General features: G+C 60.4%; 19 protein-coding genes. 7 read left to right on the top strand and 12 right to left on the bottom strand.

Annotated elements, in window-relative coordinates; genetic code table 11:
• The first annotated feature begins 114 nt into the window (after positions 1 to 114).
• A complete protein-coding gene (locus ACK9YZ_RS15500; protein ID WP_216755525.1) occupies positions 115 to 396 on the top strand; it encodes a hypothetical protein in 282 nt (93 codons plus the stop codon).
• A 63-nt stretch (positions 397 to 459) separates the two neighbouring features.
• On the opposite strand, the gene ACK9YZ_RS15495 is transcribed toward ACK9YZ_RS15500, so the two are convergent.
• From ACK9YZ_RS15495 to ACK9YZ_RS15470, 6 genes are all read right to left on the bottom strand, one after another.
• The gene (locus tag ACK9YZ_RS15495; protein WP_416064408.1) at positions 460 to 1,347 is read right to left on the bottom strand and encodes an SDR family NAD(P)-dependent oxidoreductase; all 888 of its coding nucleotides are present in this window, start codon (positions 1,345 to 1,347) and stop codon (positions 460 to 462) included.
• On the bottom strand, positions 1,347 to 2,132 hold the full coding sequence (locus ACK9YZ_RS15490) for a hypothetical protein (RefSeq protein WP_416064407.1): 786 nt from the start codon (positions 2,130 to 2,132) through the stop codon (positions 1,347 to 1,349). Before ACK9YZ_RS15490 ends, ACK9YZ_RS15495 begins: the two co-directional genes overlap by 1 nt.
• Before the next feature lie 58 nt (positions 2,133 to 2,190).
• A complete protein-coding gene (locus ACK9YZ_RS15485) occupies positions 2,191 to 2,778 on the bottom strand; it encodes a protein-S-isoprenylcysteine O-methyltransferase (RefSeq protein WP_216755522.1) in 588 nt (195 codons plus the stop codon).
• Between the two features lie 72 nt (positions 2,779 to 2,850).
• Entirely contained in the window at positions 2,851 to 3,432 is a 582-nt protein-coding gene (locus ACK9YZ_RS15480; RefSeq protein WP_216755521.1) for a hypothetical protein, read from the bottom strand.
• A gap of 156 nt (positions 3,433 to 3,588) precedes the next feature.
• On the bottom strand, positions 3,589 to 3,711 hold the full coding sequence (locus tag ACK9YZ_RS15475; RefSeq protein ID WP_113298940.1) for an ABC transporter: 123 nt from the start codon (positions 3,709 to 3,711) through the stop codon (positions 3,589 to 3,591).
• Between the two features lie 167 nt (positions 3,712 to 3,878).
• Positions 3,879 to 4,472, bottom strand: coding sequence for a L,D-transpeptidase (locus ACK9YZ_RS15470; RefSeq protein ID WP_416064406.1), 594 nt, complete (start codon positions 4,470 to 4,472; stop codon positions 3,879 to 3,881).
• Positions 4,473 to 4,697: 225 nt separating this feature from the next.
• Here ACK9YZ_RS15470 and ACK9YZ_RS15465 point away from each other — a divergent pair, with 225 nt between their 5' ends.
• Positions 4,698 to 5,453: an SDR family NAD(P)-dependent oxidoreductase gene (locus tag ACK9YZ_RS15465; RefSeq protein ID WP_416064405.1), complete on the top strand. Its 756-nt coding sequence runs from the start codon at positions 4,698 to 4,700 to the stop codon at positions 5,451 to 5,453.
• Positions 5,454 to 5,631: 178 nt separating this feature from the next.
• Here ACK9YZ_RS15465 and ACK9YZ_RS15460 read toward each other — a convergent pair whose 3' ends face one another.
• From ACK9YZ_RS15460 to ACK9YZ_RS15450, 3 genes are all read right to left on the bottom strand, one after another.
• On the bottom strand, positions 5,632 to 6,819 hold the full coding sequence (locus ACK9YZ_RS15460; RefSeq protein ID WP_216755744.1) for an IS701 family transposase: 1,188 nt from the start codon (positions 6,817 to 6,819) through the stop codon (positions 5,632 to 5,634).
• 230 nt (positions 6,820 to 7,049) lie between these two features.
• Entirely contained in the window at positions 7,050 to 7,346 is a 297-nt protein-coding gene (locus tag ACK9YZ_RS15455; RefSeq protein ID WP_216755518.1) for a hypothetical protein, read from the bottom strand.
• 10 nt (positions 7,347 to 7,356) lie between these two features.
• On the bottom strand, positions 7,357 to 7,695 hold the full coding sequence (locus ACK9YZ_RS15450) for a hypothetical protein (protein WP_416064404.1): 339 nt from the start codon (positions 7,693 to 7,695) through the stop codon (positions 7,357 to 7,359).
• A gap of 242 nt (positions 7,696 to 7,937) precedes the next feature.
• Here ACK9YZ_RS15450 and ACK9YZ_RS15445 point away from each other — a divergent pair, with 242 nt between their 5' ends.
• Together ACK9YZ_RS15445 and ACK9YZ_RS15440 are read left to right on the top strand one after the other, a co-directional pair.
• The gene (locus ACK9YZ_RS15445; RefSeq protein ID WP_416064403.1) at positions 7,938 to 8,411 is read left to right on the top strand and encodes an Hsp20 family protein; all 474 of its coding nucleotides are present in this window, start codon (positions 7,938 to 7,940) and stop codon (positions 8,409 to 8,411) included.
• A gap of 53 nt (positions 8,412 to 8,464) precedes the next feature.
• Positions 8,465 to 8,713 (top strand): hypothetical protein, encoded by a 249-nt coding sequence (locus tag ACK9YZ_RS15440; RefSeq protein ID WP_416064402.1) that lies wholly within the window; start codon positions 8,465 to 8,467, stop codon positions 8,711 to 8,713.
• A gap of 98 nt (positions 8,714 to 8,811) precedes the next feature.
• Here the strand turns inward: ACK9YZ_RS15440 and ACK9YZ_RS15435 are convergent, their stop codons facing one another.
• Positions 8,812 to 9,495 (bottom strand): hypothetical protein, encoded by a 684-nt coding sequence (locus ACK9YZ_RS15435; RefSeq protein WP_416064401.1) that lies wholly within the window; start codon positions 9,493 to 9,495, stop codon positions 8,812 to 8,814.
• Between the two features lie 78 nt (positions 9,496 to 9,573).
• Complete coding sequence (locus tag ACK9YZ_RS15430; RefSeq protein ID WP_216755514.1) at positions 9,574 to 9,726, bottom strand: hypothetical protein; 153 nt, start codon at positions 9,724 to 9,726, stop codon at positions 9,574 to 9,576.
• Between the two features lie 328 nt (positions 9,727 to 10,054).
• On the opposite strand from ACK9YZ_RS15430, the gene ACK9YZ_RS15425 reads away from it, so the two are divergent.
• A complete protein-coding gene (locus tag ACK9YZ_RS15425) occupies positions 10,055 to 11,239 on the top strand; it encodes a succinylglutamate desuccinylase/aspartoacylase family protein (protein ID WP_416064400.1) in 1,185 nt (394 codons plus the stop codon).
• Between the two features lie 162 nt (positions 11,240 to 11,401).
• A complete protein-coding gene (locus ACK9YZ_RS15420) occupies positions 11,402 to 12,703 on the top strand; it encodes a VapE domain-containing protein (protein WP_416064399.1) in 1,302 nt (433 codons plus the stop codon).
• Between the two features lie 105 nt (positions 12,704 to 12,808).
• On the opposite strand, the gene ACK9YZ_RS15415 is transcribed toward ACK9YZ_RS15420, so the two are convergent.
• Complete coding sequence (locus tag ACK9YZ_RS15415; protein WP_416064398.1) at positions 12,809 to 13,345, bottom strand: hypothetical protein; 537 nt, start codon at positions 13,343 to 13,345, stop codon at positions 12,809 to 12,811.
• Positions 13,346 to 13,464: 119 nt separating this feature from the next.
• On the opposite strand from ACK9YZ_RS15415, the gene ACK9YZ_RS15410 reads away from it, so the two are divergent.
• Entirely contained in the window at positions 13,465 to 14,394 is a 930-nt protein-coding gene (locus tag ACK9YZ_RS15410) for a LysR family transcriptional regulator (protein WP_416064397.1), read from the top strand.
• Positions 14,395 to 15,184: the final 790 nt, after the last annotated feature.

The following is a 15,184-nucleotide window of genomic DNA, read 5'->3' as shown; positions in this document are numbered from 1 at the left end:
GCCCTGATGTGTATGAGAGTTGCGGGCGCGAGCCGCCGTTATATTCAGGGTTACTGCCGCGCATTTGTCGTTTTCGTACTTCCGCAAAAGCTAATATTATGGCTGAATGGGCTGATGGGAAACCAGCACGTCAGCATCAGACGACATGCCTGGAGCGCGCTCGTCACCGGCGCTGCTCTTGCTCTTTCCGTGACCATATCCAGTGCCGATGATGGCGGGGCGCAAAAGGGCGGCCGTCTGCGCAACGAAGTCCTGAAGCCGGCGCCTCACAACGGGCAGTTGACGCCGCCGCACCTGACGATCGACTGGTGGCTTCGGACCGAAGGCGGTGCATCGCAAGGGGACAATAAGGAGAGTTCGAAGCAGGTTTTCGTGCGCCTGGAAGAGCGGCAATGATGCAGGTTGGCGCTGCCGATCTTGTCGTGACGCCCGTGGCGCGGCCCTGCCGGTGCGACTGGCTTACTTGATTCCCGTCCCCGATCCATGCGGGCTCGGATCTTTGCTTCGGCGCTGGACCAGGCCGATCAGCCGGCGCGCGGCCGCCGATGGCAGAACCCTCGCGATAAAGGCGGTCAGCTTGGCGGAGAAGCCGGGAACGACGAGGCTGCGCCCGGACTTGAAGCCGCGCCAGGCCTGCTCGGCGACATAATCGGCCTTCAGCTTGGGCAATACCTTGAAGAGAGCGGCGCGATCCGCGCCGGATTTTTCAAGAAAGTCGGTCGATACCGGCCCGGGCGCCACGCATGTCACGGTGACGCCGAAGCGGCGAACCTCCTCATGAAGGGACGCCGAAAAGGAGCGTACGAAACTCTTGCTGGCATAGTAGAACGCCATGTAAGGCCCGGGCGTAAAACCTGCGACGGAGCCGAGATTGAGCACGCCGCCACACCGGCGGGCAACCATTCCTGGCAGGAAGCGAAGGGTCATGTCGGCGAGCGCCCGAATATTGAGATCGATGATTCCGAGCTGATCGTCCGCTGGCAGCGAAGTTGCCGCGCCGCGTAATCCGTATCCGGCGCTGTTGACGAGGACATCGCAAATCAGACCGTTGGCTTCCAGAAAGGATTCCAGGCGTGCCGAGGCGTCCGATGCTGTGAGGTCGAGCTCGATCGTGAAGGCTTCTCCGCCGGCCTGCTTCACATCGGCGGCGGCGGCCGCCAACCCCTCGGACGAGCGGGCGAGGAGCACGACGATATTGCCTTCCCGCGCGGCAACACTGGCAATTGCCCGCCCAATGCCGCGGGAGGCGCCGAGGACGACGACAACAGGGCGAAGTCCTGTTTCCCTGTTTTCACTCAATTCCGGACCCAAGACCGCTGCACGCCCCTCGTCGAATTGCTCCGCCATTAGAGAGAGGCTCCCGCGATCGACGTGCGGGCGGACATTCCGTCCTGGCTGAGCCCTCGTATCTCATCGACGACCGCGCCGTTCAAGATCCTCTCGAACCGCTCCAATGCCCGGGCGATGCTGGCTCCATCCATAACCCTGTGGTCATAGTGGATGCGGACAGTAACCGATCCGTTCTCATTGATCGGGCCGTAATTCATGAGCGTCGTCACGGGACTGAGCGGGTTAAGGGATTCCGCGCCGAGGCCCGAATAGACCGACAACTGGAAGGTGCCGAAATAGCGCGCCCGTTTTCGCCCTATATTGAGCCCGAGCCACATGAGCGACCACCTGAGCAGGGCCGGTGCGCGCGCAAGCTTCAGCGAGCGGCGAAATTCCTTGATCTCCAGGACGGGGCGTGACCTCGCCTCGCGGATCTGCGTTTCCAGCTCCAAGATGGAGCGGTCTTCGGGAGTCTTGATCGTGCTCAGGAGAACGATCCGCTCGCCTTCATATTCACGCTCGTGGGCAATGGAGGCCACGCTTGCCGGATATTCGTACAGCTGATGGCGTGGAAATTTGATATAGGCGCGCCGGAGATCGGGGATCTCCTTCGACAGGAGGGCGTATCCTTTCAGGAAAAGCGCGGTCCAGGAGGGGCGGGGATTGGACGTTCGCCTGGCGTCGAGAAGGGGGCGGATGTTCATCTGCCGCTGAACGGTCACGCGCGGTATGCCGATCGAAAATCTCATGAGATCTCCAACCAGCCGCCTTGCTGCGGAAAGCCTGATTGCCCGTCCTTTCATCTTACTCCCCCCTCTCATCTTACTCCCCCGGAGATGCAAAGTGTCAGAGCGTAGCGCCCTAATAGAGATAGGGGATGATGCGCTTGGTCTTGTCCATATAGGCGCGGTATTGGGGGCCGAAGACATCCAGCATCATACGCTCTTCCTTATCGACGCGCAGAAAGAACAGCACGGCGAAACCAGCGATCCCCGCCAGGCCTGCCACCCAATTCGGCAGCAGAAAAGCCTGGGCAAGCCCCATCAGGAGGAACGAGGTGTACATAGGGTGGCGGACATGCGCGTAAGGCCCGGCGCAGATCAATTCGTGCTTCTGGCGGATTTCGAGCGTGATGGACCAGTTTCGTCCGAGCTGCTTATGCGTTCTTCGAAAGACCCACATTGCCAGGCAGAAGAGCGCCGCCCCGATCACGACCGCCCACAGAGGCAAAGAATGGTCGGCTGCCCTGGGAATACCCGTCGCGACGTAAAATGCCGGCACGATCGCCAACCCGGCGAGTGCGGCGGCCAGTGCCACTCTTTCCGAGACGCTGCGCCGGCTGCTGACGACAGGCACGCGCCTACCGCGACGCTCGAACGGGTATCGAATGATGTACCAGGCAATAATTCCGAGGACCCAGACGATCTCGCCAATGGTATTGACTGACACGTTCAAGTCGGCACCAGAACCTTTCCACGATCCGGCTTCCGCGATCGTCAACGGTTGGGACTATGCCCTGCTTCAGGTATTCATCTCCCGCAGATTTGTAACGAATTGCTGCGGTCTCATCCAGATGCCGGGTGTCTTGTAGCCCATGTGTTTTGCTATGTCCGCCACGAAGGCGTTGCAATTGTAGACCGTCGCCTCCCAGAGACGGCTTCGCGCCTGCAGCTTGCGTATATAGGCAACCGTATCGTTATATTCGGCATCGGTCAGCATCACGCGCCAGCTTGCAGAGCGGTATTGCTCCTCCAGGTCGCCGTCCGTTGCGCCGGTCGAGGCGGGAACCGGAACGAAATGGCCAAGGACGTAAGCCCCCGGATCGGGCGAAGCCGGGGCAAGACCTGCCACTTCCGGATTGATCATCTTGCCGTTTTTGTCCGCGCGCCCGAAGACGACGTAGGTATGGCCGTAGGTGAGCGCATAACGCGAGCGGAACTCGATGAAATTCCGACCTGATCTGCTCTGGTTCGTCGCTGATTTCGTCAGGTCGCGGCTATCCGACGTATAGTGCGGCAGGGGGCTTTTATCTTCCGTCTGGCACGACGATGCCACAATTGCCAAAGCAACGACCAGCCACAGGCGGCCTCTTCCAAGCGCCATCACCACGCTCCATATGCAAGCTCTGCCCGAGGCGGATTCGACCCGGCAGATATGCCATTCTTTCGCCCTGAATTGCCGGCGGGGCCAATCCTGAGCGGTTTCGGATGTCAAGAAAAGGGAAGGGCTGAAAGAGCCCTTCCTGAGAGTCGTGCGAACTTATTTGTAGACGGCTGTTGCCGCAGGCGGCGGAGCTTTCCCCTTGCCTTTGCCAATCGACCCGCAGGCACTCAGATTGGCCACCGCAAGTACTGCGAGGATGACGAATAAAATTCTGCTCATCAACAAGTCCTCTCCTCATCTTGGCATCGCCCAGGACAGGCTATGCCTCAAAGTTTGACGATAATCAGCACCTTGGACAGTGCGGGAGTGATGCAACGTGCAACGAATCTACATTAGCAGATACTTACTGTTGTGGCCAATCCAGCAATTTCGAATGGTAAATGCCGTCATATGACCACCACCCGCGTTCCGACACGTGTGCGTGCGTAGAGATCGACGATGTTTGCATTGGTCAGGCGAATGCAGCCGTTCGAAACGGCATTGCCTATCGACCAGGGAGCATTGGTTCCGTGCAGCCTGAACAGCGTATCCTGTCCGCCCTGGTAGAGATAAAGGGCGGCCGCACCCAGCGGATTGTCCGGTCCGCCCGGCACGCCTTCGGCATACTGGGCGAGATGCGGCTTGCGCGCGATCATGTCGTCGGTAGGCTTCCAGGATGGCCACTCGGCCTTCCGGCCGATCGTCGCCTCTCCCTTGAAGCTCAGTCCTTCTTCCCCGACCGCGACACCATAGCGCGTGGCAAGGCCATCGGCCTCGACGAAATAAAGATAGCGCGCCCGGGTATCGACGACGATGGTTCCGGGCGGCTCATTTCCCGAATAGGCGACCTCCTGCCGCCGATAGCGGGGATCGACATCCGGGTCGCTGCCGAATACGCGATAGCCGAGCGGCGGGCCATCCGTTGTGGTGCTGCATCCCGAAAGCATCAGAGCCAGGCTGCCCAAAACGAAGCCCCGGCGTTTAACGGCTCGTCCGTTCATTTCCATCTGCCCAAGTCGTTCTCCCAAGTCGTTTCGCTCCCCTCAGTCCTGACGATGCCCGATCGGCAGCGTGCCGATGAACCGGGATGTTCGAATTTTGCGGATTATGTGCGTGTTGGGCGGACAAGGTGCGCAACTTGAAATAGCGTGTCCCTCACTCATGAAACCCCTTGCATGAATCATGCGTTTGGTCTGAACATTAGCATATTTAAATGGATGGAAACGATGAAACTTTGCCTGGAGGGAAAAGTCGCAGTTGTGACGGGGGCAGGTTCGGGAATCGGGGCCGCTGTTTCCCGACAGCTCGCTGTCGAAGGGGCCGAGGTCATTGTTGCCGATATCAATGCCGAAGCCGCGCATGAAAGTGCCGACGCAATTCGGGCGGAGGGTGGACGTGCGCGCCCGTTTGTCGTCGATGTGAGCGAGCCCGCAGCCGTGCAGAGCCTTGTGGACTTCACCGTCGAGACATGCGGCAGCCTCGATCTCGCCGTCAACAATGCCGGGATCGATGGGGTGCGGGCGCCGGTTGCGGATTGTCGGCTCGAAGACTGGCACAGAGTGATGAACGTCAACCTGAACAGCGTCTTCTATTGTGTGAAATACGAGATCGGCGCGATGCTGAAGCGGGGCCGGGGGGCAATCGTCAACATGTCCTCGACGCTTGGCACCGTCGGCCTGCCGACCGCGGCGGCCTATACCGCCGCCAAGCACGGGGTCGTCGGACTGACGAAAGTGGCGGCGATGGAATATGCGCGATACGGCATCCGGGTCAACGCAGTCGGCCCCGGCTGGATCGACACACCCCTCCTGTCGGAGCATCTCGCAACGGCGAGCACGCGCCGCATGGCGGCGCTCCAGCCAATGGGCAGGCGCGGGACACCGGATGAAGTGGCAAATCTGGTCAGTTTCCTGCTGTCGGAACAGGCGAGCTTCATTACTGGCGCCCATTACCTGGTGGATGGGGCCTATACCGCGCATTAGTACTACAGTTGCGTTTGATGCCTTGCTTTGTAGTGAGAAAGCATTGCGGATGCTTGATGCCTGCGTCGCCAGAGTGACCATGCCAAGATGAGGCGAACTCTAATCGGGGGCTGTAGCAGGAGGCGTTTGATCAGATAGCGGATCTCTGCGACGCTGGGCACGAAGGCCATGGTGTTGGTCAGGCGGCGATTGGCGGGTTTGGACTCGTTTCGTTCGGTTTGCCAGCAGCGGTGCGGCGTAGATCGGCGCCGAGTTTGGCGAGGAATGCAGCGGCTGCCATGACGAGCGTCATGTGCCGCTTCCAAGCATGCCAGGATCGCGCTTCGCAATGATCCAGGCCGAGATCGTCCTTCGCACGCTGGAAGCATTCTTCCACGGTCCAACGCAGCCCGGCAGCGCCCGCCAATTCGCTCAATTCGGTACCGGCGGGCGCAAAGACAAAGTAATAGGCGCGCGCATCGGGTTCGCGTCGGCTGCGCCGGATCAGAAGCCAGCGCTCCCATTGTGGATCCGGGCGAGAGCTGAGAGGAATACGGGCCCAATCATAAAGCCGAAGACCCTTGGCACCTTCGCCTGCTGCATGGCTCTGCCAAACCTCCGGTTTCAACTCATCAGCCATCGTTTCGGGATCGGTCTGCTCGATCCCTTGCTCACGCACAAAGCGCAGGCAATGATTGGAGCGCACTGCCAGAACATAAGGCTGGCCACGGCTTTCCAGCATCCGGCGCAGCTTGGAATCCGAACCATAAAGCGCATCCGCCAATACCCAGGCACAAGGCACGCCGGCATCCAGCGCATCGGCAATGAGCTTGGCTGCAATGGCCGGTTTGGTCGCGAAGGCTTGGGACTGGGGGACGTGAGCCGAAGCACGGCGGGCTTCATCCTCGGCCCACTCCTTCGGTAGATAAAGTTGCCGATCGATCAGGGTCTGACCGTAGCGGCTTGCATAGGCAAGGAAAACACCGATCTGACAGTTCTCGATCCGGCCGGCCGTGCCGGAATATTGTCGTGCGACACCGACTGAATGGGCGCCTTTCTTCAGGAAGCCGGTCTCATCGACCACAAGAACGCCGTCCGCGTCACCGAGAGACTCTATTGCATAAGCGCGAACCGTATCGCGCAATGCGTCAGCATCCCAATGGCTGCGCCCCAGCAGCGATTGCATCCGATAAGGGCGCTCCAGTCCTGCCTGTTCCGCCATCAGCCAGCCAGTCTTGCGCTCTACTCCCGACAACAACCCATCCAGAAAGGCACCGCACGATGCGCGCAATTCTCGGCGACCAAAGACCGAGCCCAACCGCACCTTCAAGGCATCGAGCTCACGATGCCACGCCAGAACCGACCCGGACCAACCCGCAACCGACATTGAACTTCCCTCCCGCCAAATGCGGGAAGTGAATCATGATTTCCGGTAAACCGCAACTGTAGTATTAGAGCATGTCGCGCAAAAGTGTGCAGCGGTTTTGCGATAACGACATGCTAAAACAAGAGCTTAAAGCGTATCAGGCGAATCTGAAAGATCGCGATACGCTTTTGAGCGCTTCCGGCTTAGACGGAATCGGCGGAAGCGCTCATTCAGTCACATTGATCACGCGCTCAGTGCAGGATCGACGCCTTCGCCTTGCGGTCGACCAATGCTTCCACGATGCCGATGAGGCGCGCCGCGCGTCTGAGGATTTCGACACCCGCGTCGTGGACCGCGATGTCGTAGCTCATTCGGTCCATGCATCTGGCGATCTCCATCAGCTTCTCACCGAGATCGGCGTGATGCAGCCGGTCAGCGGCGCGCGCAAGCCGGCGCAGACAGTCCTGATATCTCGATGCGAGAACAAGCCTGTCGGTGATCGGGTTGCCTTCCGGAGGGGGCGGAGACTGGGACGCTCTCTGTCGCATTCCGCTCTCCTTAGCCGAAGGTGCCGGTTGGTTTGCGGACCGGCCCCTGCCTTCTCATGGTGAAATCCTGCCGGCCCCTATCCAGGGATTTCAGGGCAGCGAGAATGTCCCGGCAGCGCATGGAGCAGGGGACACCGGGAGGGTGGCGAAGCTCGGGACAGGATTCGACCGCGTGAAGGTCGGACGCCCACGATGCGAGGATCGCGCGCTTCTCTTCGGTCGTCATGTTTTCCGAAGCGAGGACTTCGTCCGGATGGGAAAAGTGCTGATGGGGGCGCAGGATATGTGATGCCGAGATGGCATCGAGGGTCTTGGCCGAGTTGACCGATGTCTTGCCTTCGATAGTCATATTCGATCTCCCAAAAACTTTCGACAGGTGAAGAAAATCTCCAGGCGGATAAGAGATTGTTTCCGTGTTTTCAGCGTTCAAGTGGGCCGCTGCCGAACGTTCAAAAAAATTTTCGAAGCCTCTTGAAAGGCAAAAAAAGCCAAACCAAATCGATATTCGCCGGCAGCCCAATGGGGGCCGGAAGCCGGGGACGCAGTTTCCGACGCGTCTCCTTTCCAACTCGCTTTACGGAGGATTTGGTCATGAGAAACGAATTCGACTTCGCACCCTTCTACCGCTCGAGCATCGGCTTCGACCGTGTGTTCAACCTTCTGAACAATCCGCAGCGTCTGCAGGCCATCGACACCTGGCCGCCCTACGATATCGTCAAGTTCGGCGAGAACGACTATCGCATCCAGATGGCGGTCGCAGGATTTGCCTATGGCGATCTTGATGTCACGCAGGAACGCAACGTGCTGGTCGTGAAAGGCGAGAAGAACGAGGAGAAGCAGGGGGACTATCTGCATCGCGGCATTGCCGGGCGCTCCTTCGAGCGGCGCTTCGAGCTTGCCGACCACGTTCGGGTCGAGAACGCTTCGCTGACGAACGGCCTTTTGACGATCGAGCTGAAGCGCGAAATCCCTGAAGCGATGAAACCGCGCAAGATCGCGATCGGCAGCGCCGGGGGTTCTGATGCGCCGATGCAGATGATCGAAGGCGAGAAGAACGTCGCTTAACCGGAGAGGAGGGAGGAGCCGGCGCCATCTGACGGCGCCGGCTTTCGAACGACATGAAAACGATCGATGTTCGAAGACCGCAGCCATTCGACGCGCACGATCTTTCGGTATGTCAGCCTGTTTTCGATATGCTTCTGAAAGAGGCGGGTGTCGACAAGGCCTCCGAAGAGGCCGCGCGGATTGCCGCAATCTTGGTGGAGCTTTATCGGCAAGGCGTGCGCGATCCCGAGCATTTGCGGATCATGGTCGAAGGTGCACGAGGTCTCTTCGATCGCCGGCCTGGCGCCGACGTAATCGCGTGACTTGGCTGGCGCGGAGAGCGATATCGAAGGCCGCCTTGCCCAGGTTCTGAACGAGATCGGTATGGATGTCGGCCACCGCCGCCAATTCCGATCGTTGTTCAACCTTCGCGGTCACCCAGCATGTGATCCGCCAGCCTGTAGCAGTGGCTCGCCTGATAGGCGTTCCGGCCGCGGTTCATATGTGTCAGGTTGAATGCCCGGATCGCCTGCAGCGCGCGGGGCATCGCCAGAAATTTGCCGATCGAGGCGAAGCTGCGCACCTTGACGCCGAAAATGTCCTCGCCTCTGGGGAAGACATAGCTGACGTCTTCCGGCCGCATGACACAGCGCTCGAGGAAATCCTCGTCGACCTGGCCCTGATCGATCGAGCGGTCGGTGGTGAAATCGGAAAGATGCACCAGGAACAAGGCGCTGGTATCCTCACCATCAGCATAGAGCGAGAAGAGCTCCATCCAGCTCGCATTGACGCGAACGAGCGCCTTGCCGGGTGTCGACGGCAGGCAGGAAACCGACCAGTAGTGCCGCTCCGTCCGGCGCGGGATCGGGATGCAGTCTCTCCCGTAGCGCCTAAGAATGTCTAGAACCTGTTGCGCCTGCGGCCGGCGCAGCAGCTTTTCGAACCTGGCGACGTATTTGAGACGCAATTCCAGGGATTCGGAACGCTCCTCGGCGTCGCGCAGGATCGTCTCGCCCCGCATCCAGTCGCGCTGCTGCTCAAGATCGAGAAACCGGCGCAGGCCGGCAATGTTCTGGCGGCGCGCCGCGCTTACGTCATCTATCATGAAAGCAATCCCAGGCTCCGCTTCCGAACAGCGCCTCGCCTTGTCGCGGTGACTGCTCTCAATGGACATCAGCAGCTACTAATAGTCGCCGATAACGCCGCTCCCGCGAACGGGACCAATGCCCAGCGGAGTTGCGTAGGTCGTGTTGTCGCCGCCGGTGCCGGTGGTTGCGCACCCTGAAAGGGCCAGAAGCGCGACCGTTACCGCGGCCAAAAGATATTTTACAGGCATGACATTGTCCCCCTTATCCGTCACGGCGCAGGCCATCAGGGCCAGAGCACGAATATTCCCCAAACCATCGGGATCGGCAACTGTGGCGAGTACCTATTTGACGCAATTGCCTCAACGATATCGGGGGCCTGGAATAAGCCGGTTCACTCTCGGCCCGATGGGCCTCTGCGGTTGCCATCTGACCGCTCCGATCCGCCTGGACTTGCGAACTCGGCAGCGTGCCCTAATTTTCAGCAGCATACCCTGGGTTGATGTCGTGCGGAATTTCGCGATCGATGCACATGCCATTGTTCTAACTGAACTTTTCAAATCACAGAGGGGCTCCATCATGTCGGACAAATCGAAGAACGGCATCGATCGCCGTGATTTCATGATCGCATCACTGGCAACGGTCGGCGCGTCGGCTGCGCTCGCCGTCAGCGCTGATGCCGCTGATGCCGAGGACACTGCTTCCGCTCCAGCATCGGGAACGGTCTATACCGGCGATATTATCGAGGGGAAAAAGGTCGTGAGCGCGCTCGACGTCGACGACCTGGAGCCCGGGCAGAAGCACTTCCTGTATTTTCAGGGTGCGCAGATGCCGACAGGGCAATACTGGTACGTATCGGTGACGGTCGCCAAGGGGGCAAGGCCGGGCAAGCGCGGCATCCTGACCAGCGGTGTGCATGGCGATGAAATGAGCAACATTCACACGGTCCAGACCGTGATGAACCAGCTCGATCCGGCGCAGATGTCGGGCACGGTCATGGCGGTCACCGACGTGGCACGTCCGGCCATCGAAAGCATGCAGCGCAGGTGGCCCAATCAGGGCAGGGGCCTCGATCTGATCGACATGAACAGGGAATGGCCGGGCAACGAAAACGGTCTTAGCGCGCCCAGCCGACATGCCGGGCTGCTGTTCAACCGGCTGCTGCGGCCGAATGCCGATTTTGCGATCGACTTTCACACTGGAACAACCGGGTTCGAAGTCACCGCATTCAACATCGGCGGCATGGATGTGCCCGAGGTCAAAGCCATGGTGGAGCTCTATCCCGTCGGCCAGATTTTCGACAACCATGTCTATCCCGGTGTCCTGCACAACGCGTTCATGGACGTGGGCATCCCCTCCTTTACGCCGGAGATCGGCGCTGCCCGCGTTCTGGACCTCGAGATGATCTCGCTCTTCGTGGAAGGCACGATGAACGTGCTGAAGCATCACGGCATCGTTGCCGGGCCGATGGGCCGGACGGGCAAGGACCTGACCGTCTTTACCGGCAACAGCGCCTTCCCGATCCTGGCAACCCAGGGCGGGATCGTCGAGCATCTGGTCAAGCTCAACGACAAGGTCGAACCAGGACAGAAGGTCGCCATCCAGCGCAACAGCTTCGGCGAAGTGGTCGCGGAATATACGAGCGGCGTGGCCGGAGAGATAACGGGCCAGCGCAGCGACGCAATGTCCGAGCCCGGCAACCCCCTGGTTTTCATCCTCTTCCACAAGGCAGCACTGGAGGGCGCTGAGGCCTATCCCGAGTGACCTGCCGTTTCTGCATATCGTCTGGAATCGTCGCGCAGGAGAAGACCAGTTTCCCGCGCAAGGTCGCAGAAACTGCGCCACATTGCCTCGGCGATCATGTCAACACCTCAACCGTTTCCGAATAGGTCTGGGTAAACCACCCCACCCCACGCGGAAAATCTTATGCCACCTGTGACCGCACACGCGCCGCCGTGCGACTGGCTCGCCATGCTCAAGACGAATGACAAGGGCAATCCCCTTCCGGGCCTCACACTCAACTGGACCGTGATGCTGGAGCGCCACCCCGACGCATGCGGAATGCTTGCCCTCGATGAATTCAGCGGCCGGACGATGTTGCTGCGCCGGCCGCCGTGGGATTTGCGGAAGGGCGACTGGAAGCCTCGCTCCCTCGGAAACAACGACCTTGCCGAAGCGGTGGAATGGCTGGAAGGCTTCGGCCTGACGCCGAAGGTTTTCAACATCAATCCCGTTATCGACAAGGTCGCCGGCCGGCATCCCTATCACCCCGTGAAAGACTGGCTGTCGTCGCTGCCGGCATGGGACGGAATGCGGCGGGTCGACACGTTCCTGACCTGTTATCTCGGCGCCGAGGACACGGCTCTGAATCGCGCCTTCGCGCGCAAATGGCTCTCGGCGCTTGCCAGACGCGTCTTTGAGCCCGGGTGCCAGTTCGACCACGTGCTGACCCTGCAGGGCAGGCAGGGGCTCGGAAAATCGTCGTTCGGCCGGGCGCTCGTTCCGGTCGAGGAATGGGTGACCGACGGCGTGACGGTGGGCGAAAGCGCGCGCGAAGTGATCGAGAACACCAGGGGGCGTTGGGTCGTCGAGCTCGCGGAGCTTGCCGGCCGGTCGACCCGGGAGATCGAGACGATCAGGAAGTTCATCACGGTTCGCGTCGATACCGCGCGCGGGGCGTATCAGCAGAGGGTCGACGACGTGCCGCGCCAGTTCGCCTTCTACGCCACGACGAATGCCGACGAATTCCTGACGGACACGGCGGGCAACCGCCGCTGGTGGCCGGTCAGGCCCAAGGCGATCGATATGGCGGCAATCCGGGCCGATCGCGCGCAGGTCTGGGCCGAAGTCATGACGATCTACGAGCGCGAGCCGCTATGGCTCGACGACCCGGCATTGGAGGCCGACCTCGAAGCCCTGCACCAGGCCGTGATGGATTTCGGCCCCACCTACGAGATCATCCGCGACCTGATCCCTGACGGCGACATGATGGTGCCGTGCGCGGATATACTCAAGCTCTTGACCGGCGGAAGCGAGGGTGCCAGCCGCCTGCCCACCGGCTGGCGCGGCAACCTGCAGAGGGCGCTTGCCGGGCTGGGGTTCGAACCTCAGTCGACGGTATCCAGTCGCGGGCGCGAGGCTGTGCGCGTCTATGTTCGCGGCGACGTGAGCGGCAGGCCCTGGGGGAGATGGTTGGATGGACGCATCGAGTTCGAGGCCGGCGCGTGAGGGCGGAAACGGAGCTTCTAAGGGCGTGGGTGCATTGTTCTGAGACGCCGGGCCTTTGCCGGTTTTTCCGTGCGGACCGACCTGGAGAACTGCTACTGCCGCCGCTTACCTCGCCAGTGCCCGGCGGGCGATGCTTGCTGCGAAAAGCGGCGTCTCGCGGCTGTTGTGGTCTGCACCCGCTGCCTGTCGCGCCGCTGCGGCGTCCTCGAATTTGATGGTGTGTTCTTCAATGAACGTCATGAAGGCATCCGTGGGATGGGCGGTGACGCGGTTGGTGTAACGGGTGCTGGCGTCGTCGATTTTCTCGGCGACCAGCTCCCAGACGACATTGACCTTTGTGCGGCCGTTTGCGGTGAAGACATCCGAGATCGAATTCATTCGGCAATAGGCGGCCTCGGCGACCTCGGCGACATAGTGCTGGACGACGAGGCCGGAGCCGATCTGTTCGACATTGATCGACATGCGGCGCCCGTCATCGGTCCAGGTGACGCCGGCGGCGATATGATCCGGCGGGCAGCAACGCAGATATTCAGCTTCGGGCAGATTGAAGAGCCAGTCCGCAATGTCGATTTTCTCGATCGGGACGTCGATTTTCGCGGAATAGGCGGACTGGGAGAGAATCGTATCGAGGACCTTGACCATGGCATTGTTCCTTCTGTTGAGTGAGCGGGAAACGCCCGTTGACGAGAAGGAATGTGCCCCCGATGCCGGCCGATGATAACGAACTGAATGCTCGAAACCATTTTGCGCAGTAGGCAAAGATGAAGGATCCGCGATTCGCTGAACATCTTGCCGTCTATGTCGACGTGGTGCGCGCGGGCAGCTTCTCGGCCGCCTCCCGGCGCCGTGCCGTCACCCCTTCGGCCATCGTTCGGCAGATCGATGCGCTCGAACGGGACCTGGGCGTCACGCTGCTGGTGCGCTCGACGCGGGCACTGGCCGTGACGGATGCCGGCCATCGCCTCTTTGATCGCGCCCGGCGTCTGCTCGATGACCTCGCCGACACACATGCCGAGGTGGCCGCCTTTGACGATGCGGTGAGCGGCACGCTGCGCATCGCGTGTTTCCCGACTTTCGGTAAACGCTATGTCATCCCGGTTCTGGCATCGCTTGCGCGTGCGCATCCCGACCTGCATGTCGAACTGGATCTCACCGAACGGCTTGCCGATCCGGTCGCGGAGCGGCTAGACCTCGTCATCAGGATGGGGACGCTGCAGGACAGTTCGCTGATCGCGACGAAACTTGCCCCGCTCAACCGCATCTTGGTGGCAAGTCCGGCCTATCTCGACGGCAACCGGGCGCCGGCGAGCGTTGAAGAGCTGCGCCACCATCGCCTGCTCGACAAGCTGCACGGTAACGATCTGCTTGGCTGGGCGGATATCTTTGGCAGACCGGCGGGAGCGGCATGCGAGCGGGTCGCGTTTCGATCCGACGACTTCGAGGCACTGAACGGCGCAGCCATATCCGGGATCGGCATCGCCTTGCTGCCGAGCTGGGTTTCGGGAACGGCGGTGCAGTCAGGCGATCTCGTGCGGCTGCCCATCGATGGCGAGCCTTGGAACAACCATCCCTCCGGCATTTACCTCCTGCGGGCGCTCCAGGTTCCCTCCGCGAAGATCAGGGCCTTCTCGGAGGCATTGAAGACCCATATCGGAACCCCGGCGCGCTGGGAGCAGGTTGCCGGGGCGTAGGGGGCTATGGAACCTGTGCCGATGCCGTGGAGAGAGGGGCAGTCATGGATGGAGGCATCGGGTTCGAGCCCAGCCCGTCAGGGCGGGAATGGAACATCCAGCTGGAGCGTGTGGGTGTCCTTGCAGGCCGACCTGCAGAATTGCTTACCGCGCTTACGATTGCTTACATGAACTTTGTAAGCGTATTTCCCTAATGCTTTCAGGTGTTTACTGCCCCGCTTACAGATTTACGGAGAGAATGGCAAACTCAGGTGAGAGAAATGGTCTTGTAAGGGCATTCTCGTGAGAGTGGAAACAGGCTGTAATTTCGTAAGTCTGTAAGCGCGAAGGTTAAGCATTTGATTCTTTTCATGAAGCGCGCTTACAAAGTTTACAGGAAAAAACGACCGCTTACAAAGTTCGGCCGTCACGCCGCCGTTGCCGCGAAAGACGCTCAGCCCTGGGCGAGATGGGGCGATGGCCGCATCGAGTTTGAGCACGACCGGCGAAGTCGAGACGCGAGTTTCCAAGCGCTCTGCGAGTGAAGCGCCGCCCTTCGGGGCAGAATGACCCGATCGCCGTTTCAAATCTTCATGAGAAGCGGACATGCGCCGTAATCTCGTAATCGGCAATTTTCCTCTAAGATGCTGAATTAATTGGATGAACGCCATTGCGAAATCTGCCGGAAAATACGGTGATTACACAAGTGGAGATCGCCGCATTCCCTTGAAAGCAAGGCCGGCAAGGGGCGGTTTAGCGCTCGGTGGTTCGGGGCTCGCGGCTACTCTATACAAAGGCGAGCCCCCCTGCT

Origin of the sequence: Rhizobium sp. ZK1, from assembly GCF_047782645.1 — a bacterium.
GTDB lineage: Bacteria > Pseudomonadota > Alphaproteobacteria > Rhizobiales > Rhizobiaceae > Rhizobium.
The sequence above is the reverse complement of the archived record's forward strand: the minus strand, read 5'-3'. Positions and strand labels throughout refer to the sequence as shown.

Bases quoted from the DNA above. Each gene is read 5' to 3' on its own strand.
- ACK9YZ_RS15500 (WP_216755525.1), top strand. From the start codon at position 115: ATGGGAAACCAGCACGTCAGCATCAGACGACATGCCTGGAGCGCGCTC.
- ACK9YZ_RS15495 (WP_416064408.1), bottom strand. From the start codon at position 1,347: ATGGCGGAGCAATTCGACGAGGGGCGTGCAGCGGTCTTGGGTCCGGAA.
- ACK9YZ_RS15490 (WP_416064407.1), bottom strand. From the start codon at position 2,132: ATGAAAGGACGGGCAATCAGGCTTTCCGCAGCAAGGCGGCTGGTTGGA.
- ACK9YZ_RS15480 (WP_216755521.1), bottom strand. From the start codon at position 3,432: ATGGCGCTTGGAAGAGGCCGCCTGTGGCTGGTCGTTGCTTTGGCAATT.
- ACK9YZ_RS15475 (WP_113298940.1), bottom strand. From the start codon at position 3,711: ATGAGCAGAATTTTATTCGTCATCCTCGCAGTACTTGCGGTGGCCAAT.
- ACK9YZ_RS15470 (WP_416064406.1), bottom strand. From the start codon at position 4,472: ATGAACGGACGAGCCGTTAAACGCCGGGGCTTCGTTTTGGGCAGCCTG.
- ACK9YZ_RS15465 (WP_416064405.1), top strand. From the start codon at position 4,698: ATGAAACTTTGCCTGGAGGGAAAAGTCGCAGTTGTGACGGGGGCAGGT.
- ACK9YZ_RS15460 (WP_216755744.1), bottom strand. From the start codon at position 6,819: ATGTCGGTTGCGGGTTGGTCCGGGTCGGTTCTGGCGTGGCATCGTGAG.
- ACK9YZ_RS15455 (WP_216755518.1), bottom strand. From the start codon at position 7,346: ATGCGACAGAGAGCGTCCCAGTCTCCGCCCCCTCCGGAAGGCAACCCG.
- ACK9YZ_RS15450 (WP_416064404.1), bottom strand. From the start codon at position 7,695: ATGACTATCGAAGGCAAGACATCGGTCAACTCGGCCAAGACCCTCGAT.
- ACK9YZ_RS15445 (WP_416064403.1), top strand. From the start codon at position 7,938: ATGAGAAACGAATTCGACTTCGCACCCTTCTACCGCTCGAGCATCGGC.
- ACK9YZ_RS15440 (WP_416064402.1), top strand. From the start codon at position 8,465: ATGAAAACGATCGATGTTCGAAGACCGCAGCCATTCGACGCGCACGAT.
- ACK9YZ_RS15435 (WP_416064401.1), bottom strand. From the start codon at position 9,495: ATGATAGATGACGTAAGCGCGGCGCGCCGCCAGAACATTGCCGGCCTG.
- ACK9YZ_RS15430 (WP_216755514.1), bottom strand. From the start codon at position 9,726: ATGCCTGTAAAATATCTTTTGGCCGCGGTAACGGTCGCGCTTCTGGCC.
- ACK9YZ_RS15425 (WP_416064400.1), top strand. From the start codon at position 10,055: ATGTCGGACAAATCGAAGAACGGCATCGATCGCCGTGATTTCATGATC.
- ACK9YZ_RS15420 (WP_416064399.1), top strand. From the start codon at position 11,402: ATGCCACCTGTGACCGCACACGCGCCGCCGTGCGACTGGCTCGCCATG.
- ACK9YZ_RS15415 (WP_416064398.1), bottom strand. From the start codon at position 13,345: ATGGTCAAGGTCCTCGATACGATTCTCTCCCAGTCCGCCTATTCCGCG.
- ACK9YZ_RS15410 (WP_416064397.1), top strand. From the start codon at position 13,465: ATGAAGGATCCGCGATTCGCTGAACATCTTGCCGTCTATGTCGACGTG.